This window comes from Acidovorax sp. LjRoot66 (genome assembly GCF_964253305.1).
Classification (GTDB): Bacteria; Pseudomonadota; Gammaproteobacteria; order Burkholderiales; family Burkholderiaceae_C; genus Acidovorax.
Map to the genome: position 1 here is coordinate 994003 of NZ_CAXUQU020000001.1, position 15724 is coordinate 1009726.

The window sequence follows — 15724 nt, forward strand, 5'->3', positions numbered from 1 at the left end:
GGCCTAGCCCTCTTCCTCGTTGGAGCCGCGCTTTTGCTGCGCTTCCAATGCGGCCTGCAGCTGCTTTTGTTTGCCGATCTCGCGCAGCATCTGGTCGCGGCCGCTGTGGTACTGCACGGGCCAGTCGGTATGGGCGGCGGCCACGGGGCTCAACTGGGCCGCGGCGTGCAGCGTCCAGGCCGGGTCGGCCAGGTGCGGGCGGGCGATGGCACACAGGTCGGCACGGCCGGCCGCGATGATGCTGTTGGCGTGGTCGGCCTCGGTGATCGCGCCCACGGCCATGGTGGCTATGTCCACCTCGTTGCGGATGCGGTCGGCAAACGGTGTCTGGTACATGCGTCCGTAGACCGGCTTGGCGCTGCGCGTGGTCTGGCCGGAAGACACGTCGATCAGGTCGCACCCCGCCGCCTTGAACAGGCGCGCGATCTCCACCGCATCGTCGGGCGTGGTGCCGCCGGGCGCCCAGTCGTGGGCCGAGATGCGCACGCTCATGGGCTTGTCCGCCGGCCACACGGCGCGCAGCGCGGTGAACACTTCCAGCGGGTAGCGGCAGCGGTTGGCGAGGCTGCCGCCGTATTCGTCCGTGCGCTGGTTGGTGATGGGGCTGATGAAGCTGGCCAGCAGGTAGCCATGCGCGCAGTGCAGCTCCAGCCAGTCGAAGCCGCAGGCAGCGGCGCGGCGCGCGCTGTCGGTGAAGGCTGCGGTCATCGCATCCATGGCCGCGCGCGTCATCGCCGTGGGGGTCTGGTTCTGGTCGCCATAGGCCAGGGGGCTGGCGGCCAGCAGGGACCAGTTGCCTTGTTCGAGCGGCTCGTCCGTGCCCTCCCAACCCACGCGGGTGGAGCCCTTGGGGCCGCTGTGGCCCAGCTGCATGCCGATTTTGGCGCTGCTGCTGCCATGCACGAACTGCACGATACGCGCGAACGCAGCCTGCTGCGCGTCGTTCCATAGGCCCGTGCAGCCGGGGGTGATGCGGCCTTCGGGCGTGGGGCTGGTCATCTCCACCATCACCATCGCCGCGCCGCCCAGGGCGCGCGCGCCCAGGTGCACCAGCAAGAAGTCCTGCGGCACGCCATCGACCGCGCTGTAGGTGGCCATGGGCGAGACGACGATGCGGTTCTTGAGCGTGAGATCCCGCAATTTGAACGGTGTCAGCATGGGCGGCACGGCGGTCTTGCCGCCCGCCAGCCAGCCCTCGTACCCTTCCAGCCACTGCGCATCGCGCAGGCGCAGGTTTTCGTGGCTGATGCGCTGGCTGCGCGTGAGCAGCGAGTAGGCAAACTGCTCCACCTCCATGCCGGTGTAGCGCGTCACGTTCTCGAACCATTCGGTGGAGTTGCGCGCCGCGTTCTGGATCTTGAGCACCTCCACACTGCGGCGCGTTTCGTAGTGCTGCAACACCTCATTGACGGGCAGACCGGTGGCGAACTCGTTGGCCAGGTCGATGGCGTCTTCGAGCGCCAGCTTGGTGCCGCTGCCGATCGAGAAGTGCGCCGTGTGCGCCGCATCGCCCATCAGCACGATGGGCACCTGCTTGCCACCGATGGCCTCGCGGTGCACCCAGGTTTTGCAGATCACGCGTGGAAAGCGGATCCAGTTGGCCGAACCGCGCAGGTGCGTGGCGTTGCTGATGAGGGCATTGCCATCCAGGTACTTGCCGAACAGGCGCTCGCAAAAGGCAATCGCCTCGGGCTGCTCCATCTGGTCCAGGCCATGGGCCTTCCACACGGCTTCGGGCGTCTCCACGATGAAGGTGGAGGTGTCGGCATCGAACTGGTACGCATGCGCCTGGAACCAGCCATGCTCCGTCTGTTCGAAAGCAAAGGTAAAAGCATCGAACTTCTTGTGCGTGCCCAGCCAGACGAAACGGCACTGGCGCAGGTCGATATCGGGCTGGTAGGTGGTGGTGTAGCGCGTGCGGATGCGGCTGTTCAGGCCGTCGCTGGCGATCACCAGGTCGGCGTTGTACTTCGCGGCGGCTTCCTGGTCGTCCTGCACGTCGGCTTCGAACACCAGTTCCACCCCCACCGCGATGCAGCGCTCCTGCAGGATGTTGAGCAGCCGCTTGCGTCCGATGCCGCAGAACCCGTGCCCGCCCGAGCGCACGCTGCGGCCCTTGAAGAACACCTCGATATCGTCCCAGTGGTTGAACGCATCGCCGATCTGGCGCGCCGTGGCGGCATCGGCCGCCTGCAGGTTGGCCAGCGTCTGGTCCGACAGCACCACGCCCCAGCCAAAGGTGTCGAACGGGCGGTTGCGCTCCAGCACGGTCACGCGGTGCGCCGGGTTCTGCTGTTTCATGAGCAGGGCGAAATACAGACCTGCGGGGCCGCCGCCAATGCAAAGGATGTTCATGGGAAAATAGTTTAGGCTTAAACAAAATACTGTCAATGGGGCCATCCCGAAAAAGCGTTTGGGCGACCTTTGCGATCCAGGTGGGGTGTTGACGCACTGCAGCACAGGGCCAAGAATGGTTGGCATGAAGCACCTGCTGCACGCTCTGGAAGGGCGGTTGGCTGCGTTGCCCGTGCCCATGGCGGTCCAGCTGCCTGCGGGCCGGCAACTGGGCGCCAGCAAGCCCGCCGTCACCTTGCGGTTTCGCGACCGCATGGCTCTCGTCGCCCTGGCAACGGGCGAGATCGGCAACGTGGGCGCCGCCATCGTCGAGGGCCGCGTGGCACTCGAAGGTGGCATGCGCGACCTGATGGCCGCTGCGGCCGGCCTGCTCACCCGCGACCCCGCGCACGGGCAGCAGCACCGATGGTGGCACCGCGCGCTGGCGCGGGCCCGTTCCATGGCCGCGCACACCCTGGGGCATGACGCCCGGCATATCCAGTTCCACTACGACCTGTCCGACGACTTCTATGCCCTGTGGCTGGACGAGCGGCGCGTGTACTCCTGCGCCTACTACCAGGGCGCCGCCATGGAACTGGGCCAGGCGCAAGAGGCCAAGCTCGACCACATCTGCCGCAAGCTGCGCCTGGCACCCGGCGAGCGCTTCCTGGACATCGGCGCCGGCTGGGGCGGCCTGCTGCTGTGGGCGGCCGAGCACTATGGCGTGGACGCCACGGGCATCACCCTCTCGCGCCACCAGCACGCGCACGTGCAGCGCCTGATCGAAGAGCGCGGCCTGCAGGGCCGAGTGCGCATGGAGCTGCGCGACTACCGCGAGCTGCAGCCCCGTGAACCCTTCGACAAGATTGCATCCGTCGGCATGTTCGAGCACGTGGGCCGCGCGCAGATGGGCCGCTACTTCGACACCGTGCACCGCCTGCTGCGCCCAGGCGGCCTGCTGCTCAACCACGGCATCACCGCTGGCGCGGTGGGCAACACCCAATTGGGCGCCGGCATGGGCGACTTCATCGAGGCGTACATCTTTCCCGGTGGCGAGTTGCTGCACGTGAGCGTGGTGCTGGCGGACATGGCCCGCGCGGGCCTGGAAATGGTGGACACCGAGAACCTGCGCCCGCACTACGCGCGCACCCTGTGGGCGTGGTCCGACAGGCTGGAGGCGCAACTGCCTGCGGCGCGCGAGGTGCTGGCCGCACAGGGCGGGGCCGGGCGGGGAGATAAAGTACTGCGTGCGTACCGCCTGTACCTTGCCGGGAGCGCCCTCGGGTTCGAGCGCGGCTGGATGGCCCTGCACCAGATGCTGGCTATACGGCCCGACGGGGATACGGCAACGGGCACCATGCCCGGCGCACAATCGGACTACCCGTTCACGCGGGAGTACATCTACAAGAACTAGACGACATCACAGACAACCAGGCAACTGCGACAACCACAGCCAACCCGAGAGACCACAGCACACCATGCTCTACAAATTCAAGTCCAAAGCCGCCGCCGACCTGATCATGCTCGAACCCCAGGGCCGCCAGATCCTGGAAATCATCGGCAAGGCCCCTGGCAGCAGCGGCATCGTGACCGCCGCGCAGATCCCCGGTGCGATCTCGGCACTGGAGGCTGCGGTGGCCTCCAGCGAAGCCCAGCCGCCGGCCCCAGAAGGCCAGGACGCGGAGGAGGAGGACGACCAAGGCGCCCGCGCCGATACGGTGAAGCTGCGCCAGCGCGCAGCGCCGTTCATCGAGATGCTGCGCAAGAGTGCGGCGGAGAAGGCGGACGTGGTCTGGGGGGTGTGACCCGTCTCGGCAGCAGGACGCCGCGACCATGAGAAGAAGGCCCGCTTGCGCGGGCCTTGTGCATTTCGGATGCCTGTTGCCGCCACGCCTGCTGGCAGCCGCCCCTTGATGGCTGAGGTGGTCAGGTTCAATCCACCTTGGCCCCCGAAGCCTTCACCACCTGCGCCCACTTCTTGTGCTCGGCGTCGATGTGCTTTGCGAACTCGGCTGGTGTGTTGCCACCGGGGATCGCGCCCTGCGCCACCAGCCGCTCCTTCATCGCCGGTGAGGCCAGGGACTTGGCGACTTCCTGCTGGATGCGGTTCACGATCTCGGGCGGGGTGCCGGCCGGAGCCAGCAGGCCGAACCAAGAGCTGGCCTCAAAGCCCTTGAGCGTGGGGCCGCCGGCCTGTTCCACCGTGGGCACATCAGGCAGGGCGCCGGAGCGCTGGCTGCTCGTCACGGCCAGCGCGGTGAGCTTGCCGGCCTTGATCTGGGCCATGGAGGAGGGCAGGTTGTCGAACATCACGTCGGCATTGCCGCCCACCAGGTCCAGCAGCGCCGGGCCGGAGCCCCGGTAGGGCAGGTGCAGCATGAAGGTGCCGGTCATGCTCTTGAACAGCTCGCCTGCCAGGTGGATGGAGGTGCCATTGCCGCTCGACGCCATGTTGAACTTGCCGGGGCTGGCCTTGGCGACGCGGATGAAGTCCTGTACGTTGGTGATGCCCAGGGACTTGGCCTTGTCGACATTCATCACCATGACGTTGGGCACGGCGGCGACCAGGGTGATGGGCGCGAAATCCTTGATCGGGTCGTAGGGAAGCTTGGCGTACAGCGCGCGGTTGATGCCATGGGTGCCCACGGTGCCCATGAGCAGGGTGTAGCCGTCGGCCGGGGCCTTGGCCACGATCTCGGCACCCACGTTGCCGCCGGCGCCGGCCCGGTTGTCGACCACGAACTGCTGGCCGAACACGCGGGACAGGTCGGGCGTCAGCGCGCGCGCCAGGATGTCGGTGGTGCCGCCGGGCGCAAAGGGCACGACGATGCGCACGGGCTTGTTGGGCCAGCCGCCGGGGGTGGCCTGGGCGTGGGCAGAGCGGGGCAGCAGCAGGGCGCTGGCGGTGGCCACGGCCAGGGCGCCGAGCGCGCTCAGCGTGAAGGCCATGGCGATGGCCTTGCGGCGGTTGCGGGCCTGGACCTTGGTGGCTATGGCGGTGTTGCTTGGCAGGGGGCGAGGGGCTTGCTGGGCCATGGGGTGCGTCCTTGTCTGTCGTGTCGGGTGGTATGCCCCTGTTCTACGCGCGCGCCTGCATTGGGGGCAGATGGAATACCCGCAGATCGACGCTCCAATGCGACACCCGATGGACCCGGCGCCACACCCTGTCGGGCGCCCGAAGGCGCAAAAAAGCCACCAGGCCCGGGGGGCGTGGTGGCTTCGTCGCAGTGCTGTGTACGCGGTCTTGCGTGTGTGGTTGCCGATCAGTCGGCGTAGGTGCCTGCCGCCTTGATGACGGCAGTCCACTTGTCGATTTCGGACACGACGAACTTCTTGTGTTCGGCGGGCTCGATGCGCTTGTCGGTCACGACCACGGCGCCCAGGCCTTCCTGCTTCTTGATGAATTCAGGGTCCTTCAGTGCCACCTTGAGTGCGTCGTTGATCTTCTTGGCGATGTCAGGTGGCGTGCCCTTGGGGCCGTACAGGCCATGCCAGATGGTCACTTCGAAGTTCTTCAGACCCGACTCGGCCAGCGTGGGCAGGTCCTTGAGCAGAGGGGTGGTCAGGCGCTTGGGCGTGGTCACGGCATAGGCCTTGACCTTCTTCGATTCGATCTGGCCCGAGGTGTTGGTGGTCTGGTCGCACAGCAGGTCGATCTGGCCGCCGATAAGGTCGGTGATGGCTGGCGCCGTGCCCTTGTAGGGGACGGGGGTCATGTCGATCTGCACGGCGCTCTGGAACATCAGGCCGCACAGGTGCGAGGCAGAACCCAGGCCGGCGTTGCCCAGGTTGATCTTGCCCTTGTTCTGTGCGAGCCAGGCCGACAGCTCCTTGTAGTTGTTCGCCGCCATGGTGGGGCGTGCGATCAGCGTCATGGGCACGTCGTTGACCATGCCCAGGTATTCGAAGTCGTTGGGCACGCTGAAGGCCAGCTTGCGGTACAGCGCAGGCATGGTGGACATGCCGATGTGGTTGAGCAGCAGGGTGTAGCCGTCGGGTGCGGCGCGGGCGACGCGGGCGGCACCGATGGAGCTGCCGGCGCCGGCGGTGTTGTCCACCACCACGTTGGCGCCCAGCGGCTTGCGCAGGGCTTCGGCCAGGTCACGCGCCACGCGGTCGGTGGGGCCGCCGGCAGCGAAGGGCACCACGATGGTGACCGTCTTGTCCTTGGATGGATATTCCTGTGCGGTGGCGCCGAATGCGGCTGCTGCCGCTGCGGCGACAAGGGCGAGTTGGATCAGTTTTTTCATGAGTGCTCCTCTGTAAAAGACGGGCCATGATATCCAGCGACCCATTCGCCAGTATTGCGGGAATTACGTACCATGCGGGGGGTAGTGACTTTAAGCAAAAGAGGCTTCAAGGGCTCTATACAAAACCGTTTGTTGCTACTGATAGCGTAGCAACTTAAGGGTAAACACTGGCGCCGAAGCGGGGCAGAGTTTTCCCTTGGTTTGACCTTTGCCAAGGATTTTGGAGGTGTTCGGCAAAATGGGTCAGCAGCCCGGTTCCATATGCGCAGAATATGTCTATATATAGGGAATATGGGTCTGCTCCATTAATCCCCCATGGGTCCAACGGATTCGCGAGAATCCATGTCTTCACCGATAGCTGCGCGCGTCCTCGATCACACGGCCATCGTTGGGCAGACTGCCCGGCGGCACCATCTGCACCTCGCCGCGCAGCTTGGTCACTTCGCGGATGGCGTCGCCCAGCTGGCGCGCCAGGCCTTCGGCGGTCTCGGTGGTCTCCACCTGCAGCAGCATCTGGTCGTTGGCCATCTCGCCGCTGACCACCAGGCGTGCGCGCAGCACCTGCGGAAAGCGCCTTGCGATGGCGGCCACCTGGCCGGGGTGCACGAACATGCCGCGCACCTTGGTGGTCTGGTCGGCGCGCCCCATCCAGCCCCTGATGCGGCTGTTGGTGCGGCCCGTGGGGCAGGTGCCGGGCAGCACCGCCGAGAGGTCGCCGGTGCCAAAGCGCACCAGCGGGTAGTCGGGGTTCAGCGTGGTCACCACCAGTTCGCCCACCTCGCCCTCGGGCACGGGGTCGCCGGTGCCGGGGCGCACGATCTCCACGATCACGCCTTCGTCGAGCACCAGGCCTTCGCGGGCGCTGGTCTCGTAGGCGATCAGTCCGAGGTCGGCCGTGGCATAGCACTGGTAGCCGGCAATGCCGCGCTCGGTGAACCAGTCGCGCAGCGAGGGCGGGAACGCCTCGCCCGAGACCAGGGCCTTGGTCACGGTGGGCAGGGCCACACCCATCTCTGCGGCCTTCTCGACGATGAGCTTGAGGAAGCTCGGCGTGCCGATGTAGCCGGCCGGCCGCAGCTCGGCCATGGCCTGCACCTGCTGCTCGGTCTGGCCGGTGCCGCCGGCAAACACGGTGCAGCCCAGCGCATGGGCGCCCGTCTCCATCATGGAGCCGGCGGGAACGAAGTGGTAGCTGAAGCTGTTGTGGATCAGCTCGCCCGGGCGAAAGCCCGCGCCGTACATGGCGCGCGCCATGCGCCAGTAGTCGCGGCGCGTGCCCTCGGGTTCATAGATGGTGCCGGGGCTGGCGAACACGCGCGGCATGGCGGCACCGAAGTTGAGGGCGCTGAAGCCGCCGAAGACATTGGTGGCGCGGCCGGCCTGCTGGCGCTCCAGCAACTCGTGCTTGCGCGTCACGGGCAACTGCGCCAGGGATGCGCGGCTGGTGACCGCCGAGGCGTCGACGCCTGCCAGGATGCCGGCAAAGGCGGGCGATGCTGTCTGGGCGTGGGCCACCTGACCGGGCAAGGCGGCGAGCAAGGCCGCTTCGCGCGCCTTGGGGTCACGGGTTTCAAGATCGTCGTAGTGGTCTGCGGTCATGGAATGCTTTCGGGTGCGAACAAGGCAAAGACAGGCTTCAGGCCAGCCAGCGCTTGCGGCGCTTGTAGCTCTTGACGTCCTTGAAGCTCTTGCGCTCACCGCCGCCCACGCCCAGGTAGAACTCCTTGACGTCCTCGTTGCTGGCCAGGTCGCTGGCCGCGCCATCCATCACCACGCGGCCGCTTTCCATGATGTAGCCGTAGTCGGCGTACTTCAGGGCCATGTTGGTGTTCTGCTCGGCCAGCAGGAAGGTGACCTTTTCCTTGGTGTTCAGGTCCTTGACGATGTTGAACACCTCTTCCACGATCTGCGGCGCCAGGCCCATGGAGGGCTCGTCCAGCAGCACCATGCTGGGGTTGGCCATCAGCGCGCGGCCGATGGCGCACATCTGCTGCTCGCCACCCGAGGTGTAGGCCGCCTGCGAGGTGCGCCGGGTCTTGAGGCGCGGGAAATAGTTGTACACCTTCTCCAGATTGGCCGCGATCTCGGCCTTGCTGGTGCGGGTGTAGGAGCCCGTCATCAGGTTTTCCTCGATGGTCAGGTGGGCGAAGCAGTGGCGGCCCTCCATCACCTGTACCACGCCGCGCTTGACGAGGTCGGCCGGCGAGAGGTTCTCGATGCGCTCGCCGCGCAGCTCGATGCTCCCCTTGGTGACCGCGCCGCGCTCGCCCTGCAGCAGGTTGGAGACGGCCCGCAGCGTGGTCGTCTTGCCCGCCCCGTTGCCCCCCAGGATGGCGACGATGCTGCCCTCGCGCACCTGCAGCGAGACACCCTTGAGCACCAGGATCACGTGGTTGTAGATGACTTCGATGCCATTGACGTTGAGAACGATGTTTGTAGCTTGTTCCATATGTCGTTACCGGTTGACCAATCGGCAGGCCTGGTGGCGCACGCATTGCGTGCGCTGCAAGCCTGTCGGCTGGCGGCTCAATGGAGCCGCACCGTGGTGATGGCGGCAGGGCGCGGTGGCCCTGCGTGCCATTCACATCAGGACTGACAGTCGGCGGCGTCGCGTCGGGTCATCTTCTTATCGGCAAGGTACTTGTCTGCACCAGCCTTGACCATGGGCTTGATGATCTGGTCATCGGCCTGGTACCAGTCGGACGAGAAATTCCACTTGCTGCCGTCCCACGAGTGCACGCGGGCCCAGGTGGAGCCCATGTGGTCGGCGCAGCTGGTGGACAGGGGGCGCATCACGCCACCAAAGCCCATGGCGTCGAGCTTCTTCTGGTCCAGGGCGAGGTTTTCCATGCCCCAGCGCACCTGCTCGCCGGTCATGACCTTGCCCTTGCCGAAACGCTCCTGCGCGCGGCGCACCGATTCCACGGCCAGCATCTGGATGATCACGCCGCGCGTGTACAGCACCGAGCCCACTTCGTCCTTGGGGCCCGTGCCCTGGCTCTTGTCGTGCACGTGCTTGAGGATGTCCTGGATGACCTTGCTCTGCGTGCCGTAGCCGTTCAGCGCCAGTGCGTGGTAGCCCTTGGCGCCTTCGCCCACGTCGCGCACGTCAGGCTCGGCACCGGCCCACCACACACCGTAGAGCTTGTCGCGCGGGAAGCCCGTGGCCTGTGCTTCCTTCAAGGCGGTGGAGTTCATCACGCCCCAGCCCCACAGCAGCACGTAGTCGGGGCGGCTCTGGCGCACCTGCAGCCAGGTGGCTTTCTGCTCCACGCCGGGCGCAGTCACGGGCAGCATCTGCAGTTCGAAGCCATGCATCTTGGCGCGCTCCTGCAGCAGCGGGATGGGTTCCTTGCCGAACGGACTGTCGTGGTAGACCAGGGCGATCTTCTTGCCCTTGAGCTTGTCCATGCCACCCGCGCCCTTGCCGATGTGCTGGATCAGGATGTCGGCGCCGGTCCAGTAGCTGCCCATGAAGGGGAAGTTCCACTTGAAAGCCTGGCCGTCCTGCGCCACCGACAGGCCGTAGCCCAGCGTCATCAGCGGGATCTTGTCGACAGGCGCCTTCTCGGTCAGCGCAAAGGTGATGCCCGTGGCCTGCGGGTCGAACAGCGCCACGCCGGGCTTGCCCTTCAGGCGCTCATAGCATTCCACGCCGCGGTCGGTGGCGTAGCCGGTTTCGCATTCTTCAAAGGTCAGCTTCACACCGTTGATGCCGCCGTCACGGGCGTTGATCATCTTGATGTAGTCCTGCTTGCCGTTGGCCCATGGCACGCCGTTGGGCGCGTAGGGTCCGGTGCGGTAGGACAGCAGCGGGAAGAACTGCTCCTTGGCTTGCGCGAAGGCGCTCGTCGCGATGGACGAAGCACCTGCAGCAACCACCGCAGCGGCGATCACGAGTTTCGAAAGCTTCATGGATGTCTCCTTTGAATGAATGTGTTGAAGCACGGGGGAAAACAGTCGGGGTGAGCTACCGAGTGGACGCGGCCAGCGGGCCAGCCACATCGGGAATTGCGAGTAGGGACTTTCCTTGGGGCTGCATGGGTATGAGCGAACCTGCTCAGTGCGGGAAGGGCCACAGGCGCAGCTTCTGCTTGCCCGTGGACCACAGCTTGGCCAGGCCGTGGGGCTCGACGATCAGGAACCAGACGATGAGCGCGCCGAAGATCATCAACTCGGCATGCGACACGCCTGCCGTGGAGATCTGGATGCCGAAGAGGCCCATGAGCGCGGGCAGGAACTGGTTGAGCACGATGGGCAGCACGACGATGAAGGCCGCACCGAAGAAGCCGCCCATGATGGAGCCCAGGCCACCGATGATCACCATGAACAACAGGCGAAACGAGATCTCCACCGAGAAGGCCGCCGGCTCCCAGGCGCTCAGGTGCACGAAGGCCCACAGGGCACCGGCCATGCCGATGATGAAGGAGCTGACGGCAAACGCGCTGAGCTTGGCATACATGGGGCGGATGCCAATCACGGCCGCAGCCACGTCCATGTCGCGGATCGCCATCCACTCGCGGCCGATGGCGCCGCGCACCAGGTTCTTGGCCAGCAGCGCCACCACCACCAGCACGGCCAGGCAAAAGAGGTACTTGCTGGTCGCGCTCTCGATGGGCATGCCGAAGACCTGCAGGCTGTTCACTGACACCGAGCCTGAATCGGAGTTGTTGGTGAACCACTTGATGCGCAGGAACATCCAGTCGCTGAAGAACTGCGCGGCCAGCGTCGCCACGGCAAGGTACAGGCCCTTGACGCGCAGGCTGGGCAGCCCGAACAGGATGCCGAAGAAGGTAGCGCACAGGCCGCCAAGGATCAGCGCCGGGATCAGCGGCATGCCCGGAATGCGCACGAAGAAGTTGTAGGCGCCGTAGGCCCCCACAGCCATGAAGGCACCCGAGCCCAGCGAGATCTGCCCGCAGTAGCCCACGAGGATGTTCACCCCCAGGGCCGCCAGCGCCATGATGACGAAGGGGATCAGGATGGCGCGGAAGATGTAGTCGCTGGCCAGCATGGGCACGGCGATGAAGGCCACGGCCAGGATGAGGAAGATGGCGATGCGGTCCTGCGCGATCGGGAAGATCTGCTGGTCCGAGCGGTAGCTGGTCTTGAATTGGCCGTTTTCGCGGTAAAACATGGGAGTCTCCTGCTGGTTCTTGTTATGGGTTAAACGCGATCGATGATCTTTTGCCCGGGGGCGCACCTGCGGTGCCACGCGGCGCCTTCGGCTCCGCTGACAACGCGCGTTGCGCGTTGTGCCTCCTTCGAAAAATCATTGCTCTCGTATTTCATACGCGATCAATGATTTTTTCCCCGAACAAGCCCTGTGGCCTGAAGAGAAGGAAAACCAGCGCCAGTACATACGCAAACCAGATCTCGATGCCCCCTCCCACGTAGGGGCCCAGGTAGACCTCGGAGAGCTTCTCGCCCACGCCGATGATCAGGCCGCCGATGATGGCGCCGGGTACCGAAGTGAGGCCGCCCAGGATCACCACGGGCAGGGCACGCAGGGCCACGGTGGTCAGCGAGAACTGCACGCCGAGCTTGGAGCCCCAGATCATTCCGGCCACCAGGGCCACGACGCCGGCCACGCACCAGACGATCACCCAGATGCGGTTGAGCGGGATGCCGATGGACTGGGCCGCCTGGTGGTCGTCGGCCACGGCGCGCAGGGCGCGGCCGGTGGAGGTCTTCTGGAAGAAGACGCTGAGCAGCACCACCAGCGCGGCGGCAATGCCGGCGGCGATGACGTCTTCCTTGTTGATCAGGATGCCGCCCTGGAACAGGGATTCGAACGCGAAGATCGGTTCCTTGGGCATGCCGATGTCGATCTTGTAGATGTCGCTGCCAAAAATCGTCTGGCCCAGGCCCTCCAGGAAGTAGGTGATGCCCAGCGTGGCCATGAGCAGCGTGGCGCCCTCCTGGTTCACGAGGTGGCGCAGCACCAGCTTCTCGATCAGCCAGGCCACCACGAACATGATGGCGCCCGCGATGATGAAGGCCGCCACGGTGGCGACCACGGGGCTCGCGATGCCCGTCCACTTGGGGATCCACTCGGCAAAGCGTGCCATGGCGAGGGCCGCGAACAGCACCATTGCGCCCTGCGCGAAGTTGAAGACGCCCGATGCCTTGTAGATCAGCACGAAGCCCAGCGCCACCAGCGAATACAGCATGCCCGCCATGAGGCCGCCGATGAGTGTTTCAAGAAAGAATGCCATGTTTTTGTTCTCCTGCGCGTTCAGTGCGACGTGCCCAGGTAGGCACTGATCACGTCTTCGTTGTTGCGCACTTCGTCGGGGGTGCCGTCGCCGATCTTCTTGCCGTAGTCGAGCACCACCACGCGGTCGGAGATGTCCATCACCACGCCCATGTCGTGCTCGATGAGCACGATGGTGGTGCCGAACTCGTCGTTCACGTCGAGGATGAAGCGGCACATGTCCTGTTTTTCCTCGACGTTCATGCCGGCCATGGGCTCGTCGAGCAGCAGCACCTGCGGCTCCATGGCCAGTGCGCGGCCCAGGTCCACGCGCTTTTGCAGGCCGTAGGGCAACTGGCCCACAGGGGTCTTGCGAAACGCCTGGATTTCCAGGAAGTCGATGATGTGCTCGACGAACTCGCGGTGGCGGATCTCCTCGCGCTCGGCCGGGCCGATGCGCAGCGCCTGCAGCAGCAGGTTGCTTTTGATCTTCAGGTTGCGCCCGGTCATGATGTTGTCGATCACGCTCATGCCCTTGAACAGCGCCAGGTTCTGGAAGGTGCGGGCCACGCCCATCTCGGCTACCTGGCGCGAATTCATGTGCGAGAAGGTCTTGCCGCGGAAGGTGATGGAGCCGTCCTGCGGCGTGTACACGCCGTTGATGCAGTTGAGCATGGAGCTCTTGCCCGCGCCGTTGGGCCCGATGATGGCGCGGATCTCGTGCTCCTTGACGTTGAACGAGATGTCGGTGAGCGCCTTCACGCCGCCGAACCGCAGGCTGATGTTCTTGACGTCGAGGATGACGTCGCCGATCTTCTTTTGGTTCATGGTGGGGTGTTGCTGCTCGGGCGGGTAGAGAGCGGGTTTCATGCGGCGGCCTTGACGGAGGCGAAGGTCTTGGTTAAGGCATAACTTGCTTCGCAAGTGAGCCTTCTCTGAAACGATCCCATCATGCGGCGCTCCGCATGCTGGGATACGTTTTGGTGTCCGACAGCTTGAGCGTGGCGCTCACGCTGCCCGTGCGGCCGTCCTCGAACTTGACCTGGGTTTCGATGAACTGCTCGGTGCGCCCGGCATACAGCGCCTCGACCAGCACGCCGTACTTGTCGGCGATGAAGCCGCGGCGGACCTTGTTGGTGCGCGTGAGCTCGCCGTCGTCGGCATCCAGTTCCTTGTGCAGCACCAGGAAGCGGCTGACCTGGCTGCCCGCCAGCAGGGCGTCCGTGGCCAGGTCGGCATTGACCTTCTCCACGCATTCGCGGATGAGCTCGTACACCTCGGGCTTTTGCGCCAGATCGGTGTAGCCGGCGTAAGGGATGTTGCGGCGCTCGGCCCAGTTGCCCACGGCGTCGAAGTCGATGTTGACCATCACGCACACCTTCTCGCGGCCGTCGCCCAAGGCAACGACTTCCTTGATGTGCGGGAAGAACTTGAGCTTGTTCTCCACATACTTGGGTGCGAACATGGCACCGTCGTTGGCGCCGCCCTTGATGCGGCCTACGTCCTTCACGCGGTCGATGATCTTCAGGTGGCCATGCGCGTCGAGAAAGCCGGCGTCGCTGGTGTGGTACCAGCCGTCGGCCGTGAGCACCTCGGCCGTGGCCGTGGGGTTCTTGTAGTACTCCTTGAGCAGGCCGGCGGACTTGACGAGGATTTCGCCGTTCTCGGCCACCTTGATCTCCACTCCGCGGATGGGCACGCCCACGGTGTCGGCGCGGGCCTGGTTGTCGGGCTGCAGGCAGACGAACACGGCGGTCTCGGTGGAGCCGTAGAGCTGCTTCAAGTTGATGCCGATGGAGCGGTAGAAGGTGAACAGGTCGGGCCCGATGGCCTCGCCTGCCGTGTAGGCCACCCGCACGCGCGAGAACCCCAGGTTGTTGCGCAGCGGGCCGTAGACCAGCAGGTTGCCCAGGGCGTACTTGATGCGGTCAAGGCCGCCCACGGGTGCGCCGTCCATGAGGGCCGGGCCCACGCGCTGGGCCACGGCCATGCAGGCCTGGAACATCTTGCGCTTGAGGGTGCCGGCGTCTTCCATGCGGATCATCACGCTGGTGAGCAGGCCTTCGAAGATGCGCGGCGGCGCGAAGTAGTAGGTGGGGCCCACTTCCTTCAAGTCGATGGTGACGGTGCTGGCCGACTCGGGGCAGTTGACCACGTAGCCGCAGGCCAGCCACTGCGCGTAGCTGAAGATGTTCTGGCCGATCCAGGCCGGGGGCAGGTAGGCCAGTACCTCTTCGCTGTCGGTGAGCTTGTCGAACTCGGCGCCGGCCGAGGCGCGGTCGAGCAAGGTGCTGTGGGTGTGCACCACGCCCTTGGGATTGCCCGTGGTGCCCGAGGTGAAGAACATCGCGGCCACGTCCTCGGGCTGTACCTTGGCAACCTCGTCACGAAACCACTTCGGGTGCTGGGCGGCAAAGGCCTTGCCCGTTTCGATCAGCGCATCCAGTGACGACAGGCCTTCTTCCTGGTAGTTGCGCAGGCCCCGCGGGTCGTCGAAGAAGATACGGGCGATCTGCGGGCACTGCTCACGGATTTCGAGCAGTTTGTCGACCTGCTCCTGGTCTTCCACCAGGCAAAAGCGCACCTCGGCGTTGTTCAGCGGGAAGATGCACTCGGCGCCCACGGCGTCCTGGTACAGCGGCACCGGAACGGCGCCCAGCGACTGTGCGGCCAGCATGGTGGCGTACAGGCGCGGGCGGTTGGCACCGATCACCACCATGTGCTCATGGCGTTGCAGCCCCGCCTGGTGCAGGCCGGCCGCCACATGCTCCACCAGCGTCGCCAGGTCGGCCCAGCTGTGGGCTTGCCAGATACCATATTCTTTTTCGCGCAGGGCCGCAGCCGTCGGGCGCTCGGCGGCGTGCTTGAGCAGCAATTGCGGGAACGTGGTCTTCATTCCGGTTCCTAAAAAATGAGGGGATGTCCGCCCGGTGACAGCCGGGAG

At 65.5% G+C, this 15724-nt stretch carries 12 protein-coding genes; 2 read left to right on the forward strand and 10 right to left on the reverse strand.

The genetic code is table 11. From position 1 onward, the window contains the following. Window positions 1-3 precede the first annotated feature (3 nt). Entirely contained in the window at window positions 4-2355 is a 2352-nt protein-coding gene (locus ACSQ3Y_RS04735) for a bifunctional salicylyl-CoA 5-hydroxylase/oxidoreductase (RefSeq protein ID WP_436176577.1), read from the reverse strand. Window positions 2356-2479: 124 nt separating this feature from the next. Here ACSQ3Y_RS04735 and ACSQ3Y_RS04740 point away from each other — a divergent pair, with 124 nt between their 5' ends. Further along, a complete protein-coding gene (locus ACSQ3Y_RS04740; protein WP_436176578.1) occupies window positions 2480-3748 on the forward strand; it encodes a class I SAM-dependent methyltransferase in 1269 nt (422 codons plus the stop codon). Between the two features lie 64 nt (window positions 3749-3812). After that, window positions 3813-4139: a DUF1840 domain-containing protein gene (locus ACSQ3Y_RS04745; RefSeq protein ID WP_436176579.1), complete on the forward strand. Its 327-nt coding sequence runs from the start codon at window positions 3813-3815 to the stop codon at window positions 4137-4139. Window positions 4140-4266: 127 nt separating this feature from the next. Here the strand turns inward: ACSQ3Y_RS04745 and ACSQ3Y_RS04750 are convergent, their stop codons facing one another. From ACSQ3Y_RS04750 to ACSQ3Y_RS04790, 9 genes are all read right to left on the reverse strand, one after another. Continuing rightward, window positions 4267-5283 carry a Bug family tripartite tricarboxylate transporter substrate binding protein gene (locus tag ACSQ3Y_RS04750; protein WP_436180084.1) on the reverse strand — a complete coding sequence of 339 codons (1017 nt, stop codon included), beginning with the start codon at window positions 5281-5283 and terminating at the stop codon, window positions 4267-4269. 314 nt (window positions 5284-5597) lie between these two features. Further along, a complete protein-coding gene (locus ACSQ3Y_RS04755) occupies window positions 5598-6584 on the reverse strand; it encodes a tripartite tricarboxylate transporter substrate-binding protein (RefSeq protein WP_436176580.1) in 987 nt (328 codons plus the stop codon). A gap of 348 nt (window positions 6585-6932) precedes the next feature. Further along, on the reverse strand, window positions 6933-8183 hold the full coding sequence (locus tag ACSQ3Y_RS04760; protein ID WP_436176581.1) for a phenylacetate--CoA ligase family protein: 1251 nt from the start codon (window positions 8181-8183) through the stop codon (window positions 6933-6935). A 37-nt stretch (window positions 8184-8220) separates the two neighbouring features. Beyond that, on the reverse strand, window positions 8221-9033 hold the full coding sequence (locus ACSQ3Y_RS04765) for an ABC transporter ATP-binding protein (RefSeq protein WP_057199886.1): 813 nt from the start codon (window positions 9031-9033) through the stop codon (window positions 8221-8223). 137 nt (window positions 9034-9170) lie between these two features. After that, entirely contained in the window at window positions 9171-10499 is a 1329-nt protein-coding gene (locus tag ACSQ3Y_RS04770; protein WP_305743610.1) for an ABC transporter substrate-binding protein, read from the reverse strand. 145 nt (window positions 10500-10644) lie between these two features. After that, the gene (locus ACSQ3Y_RS04775) at window positions 10645-11721 is read right to left on the reverse strand and encodes a branched-chain amino acid ABC transporter permease (protein WP_436176582.1); all 1077 of its coding nucleotides are present in this window, start codon (window positions 11719-11721) and stop codon (window positions 10645-10647) included. A gap of 151 nt (window positions 11722-11872) precedes the next feature. Next, a complete protein-coding gene (locus ACSQ3Y_RS04780; RefSeq protein WP_436176583.1) occupies window positions 11873-12802 on the reverse strand; it encodes a branched-chain amino acid ABC transporter permease in 930 nt (309 codons plus the stop codon). A gap of 20 nt (window positions 12803-12822) precedes the next feature. Beyond that, window positions 12823-13608: an ABC transporter ATP-binding protein gene (locus tag ACSQ3Y_RS04785; protein ID WP_436180085.1), complete on the reverse strand. Its 786-nt coding sequence runs from the start codon at window positions 13606-13608 to the stop codon at window positions 12823-12825. Window positions 13609-13729: 121 nt separating this feature from the next. After that, window positions 13730-15676, reverse strand: coding sequence for an AMP-dependent synthetase/ligase (locus ACSQ3Y_RS04790; RefSeq protein WP_436176584.1), 1947 nt, complete (start codon window positions 15674-15676; stop codon window positions 13730-13732). Between the last annotated feature and the right edge of the window lie 48 nt (window positions 15677-15724).

What these genes read in the sequence shown, in the direction of transcription:
- ACSQ3Y_RS04735 (WP_436176577.1), bottom strand. Translation starts at nt 2,355, where the DNA reads ATGAACATCCTTTGCATTGGCGGCGGCCCCGCAGGTCTGTATTTCGCC.
- ACSQ3Y_RS04740 (WP_436176578.1), top strand. Translation starts at nt 2,480, where the DNA reads ATGAAGCACCTGCTGCACGCTCTGGAAGGGCGGTTGGCTGCGTTGCCC.
- ACSQ3Y_RS04745 (WP_436176579.1), top strand. Translation starts at nt 3,813, where the DNA reads ATGCTCTACAAATTCAAGTCCAAAGCCGCCGCCGACCTGATCATGCTC.
- ACSQ3Y_RS04750 (WP_436180084.1), bottom strand. Translation starts at nt 5,283, where the DNA reads ATGGCCTTCACGCTGAGCGCGCTCGGCGCCCTGGCCGTGGCCACCGCC.
- ACSQ3Y_RS04755 (WP_436176580.1), bottom strand. Translation starts at nt 6,584, where the DNA reads ATGAAAAAACTGATCCAACTCGCCCTTGTCGCCGCAGCGGCAGCAGCC.
- ACSQ3Y_RS04760 (WP_436176581.1), bottom strand. Translation starts at nt 8,183, where the DNA reads ATGACCGCAGACCACTACGACGATCTTGAAACCCGTGACCCCAAGGCG.
- ACSQ3Y_RS04765 (WP_057199886.1), bottom strand. Translation starts at nt 9,033, where the DNA reads ATGGAACAAGCTACAAACATCGTTCTCAACGTCAATGGCATCGAAGTC.
- ACSQ3Y_RS04770 (WP_305743610.1), bottom strand. Translation starts at nt 10,499, where the DNA reads ATGAAGCTTTCGAAACTCGTGATCGCCGCTGCGGTGGTTGCTGCAGGT.
- ACSQ3Y_RS04775 (WP_436176582.1), bottom strand. Translation starts at nt 11,721, where the DNA reads ATGTTTTACCGCGAAAACGGCCAATTCAAGACCAGCTACCGCTCGGAC.
- ACSQ3Y_RS04780 (WP_436176583.1), bottom strand. Translation starts at nt 12,802, where the DNA reads ATGGCATTCTTTCTTGAAACACTCATCGGCGGCCTCATGGCGGGCATG.
- ACSQ3Y_RS04785 (WP_436180085.1), bottom strand. Translation starts at nt 13,608, where the DNA reads ATGAACCAAAAGAAGATCGGCGACGTCATCCTCGACGTCAAGAACATC.
- ACSQ3Y_RS04790 (WP_436176584.1), bottom strand. Translation starts at nt 15,676, where the DNA reads ATGAAGACCACGTTCCCGCAATTGCTGCTCAAGCACGCCGCCGAGCGC.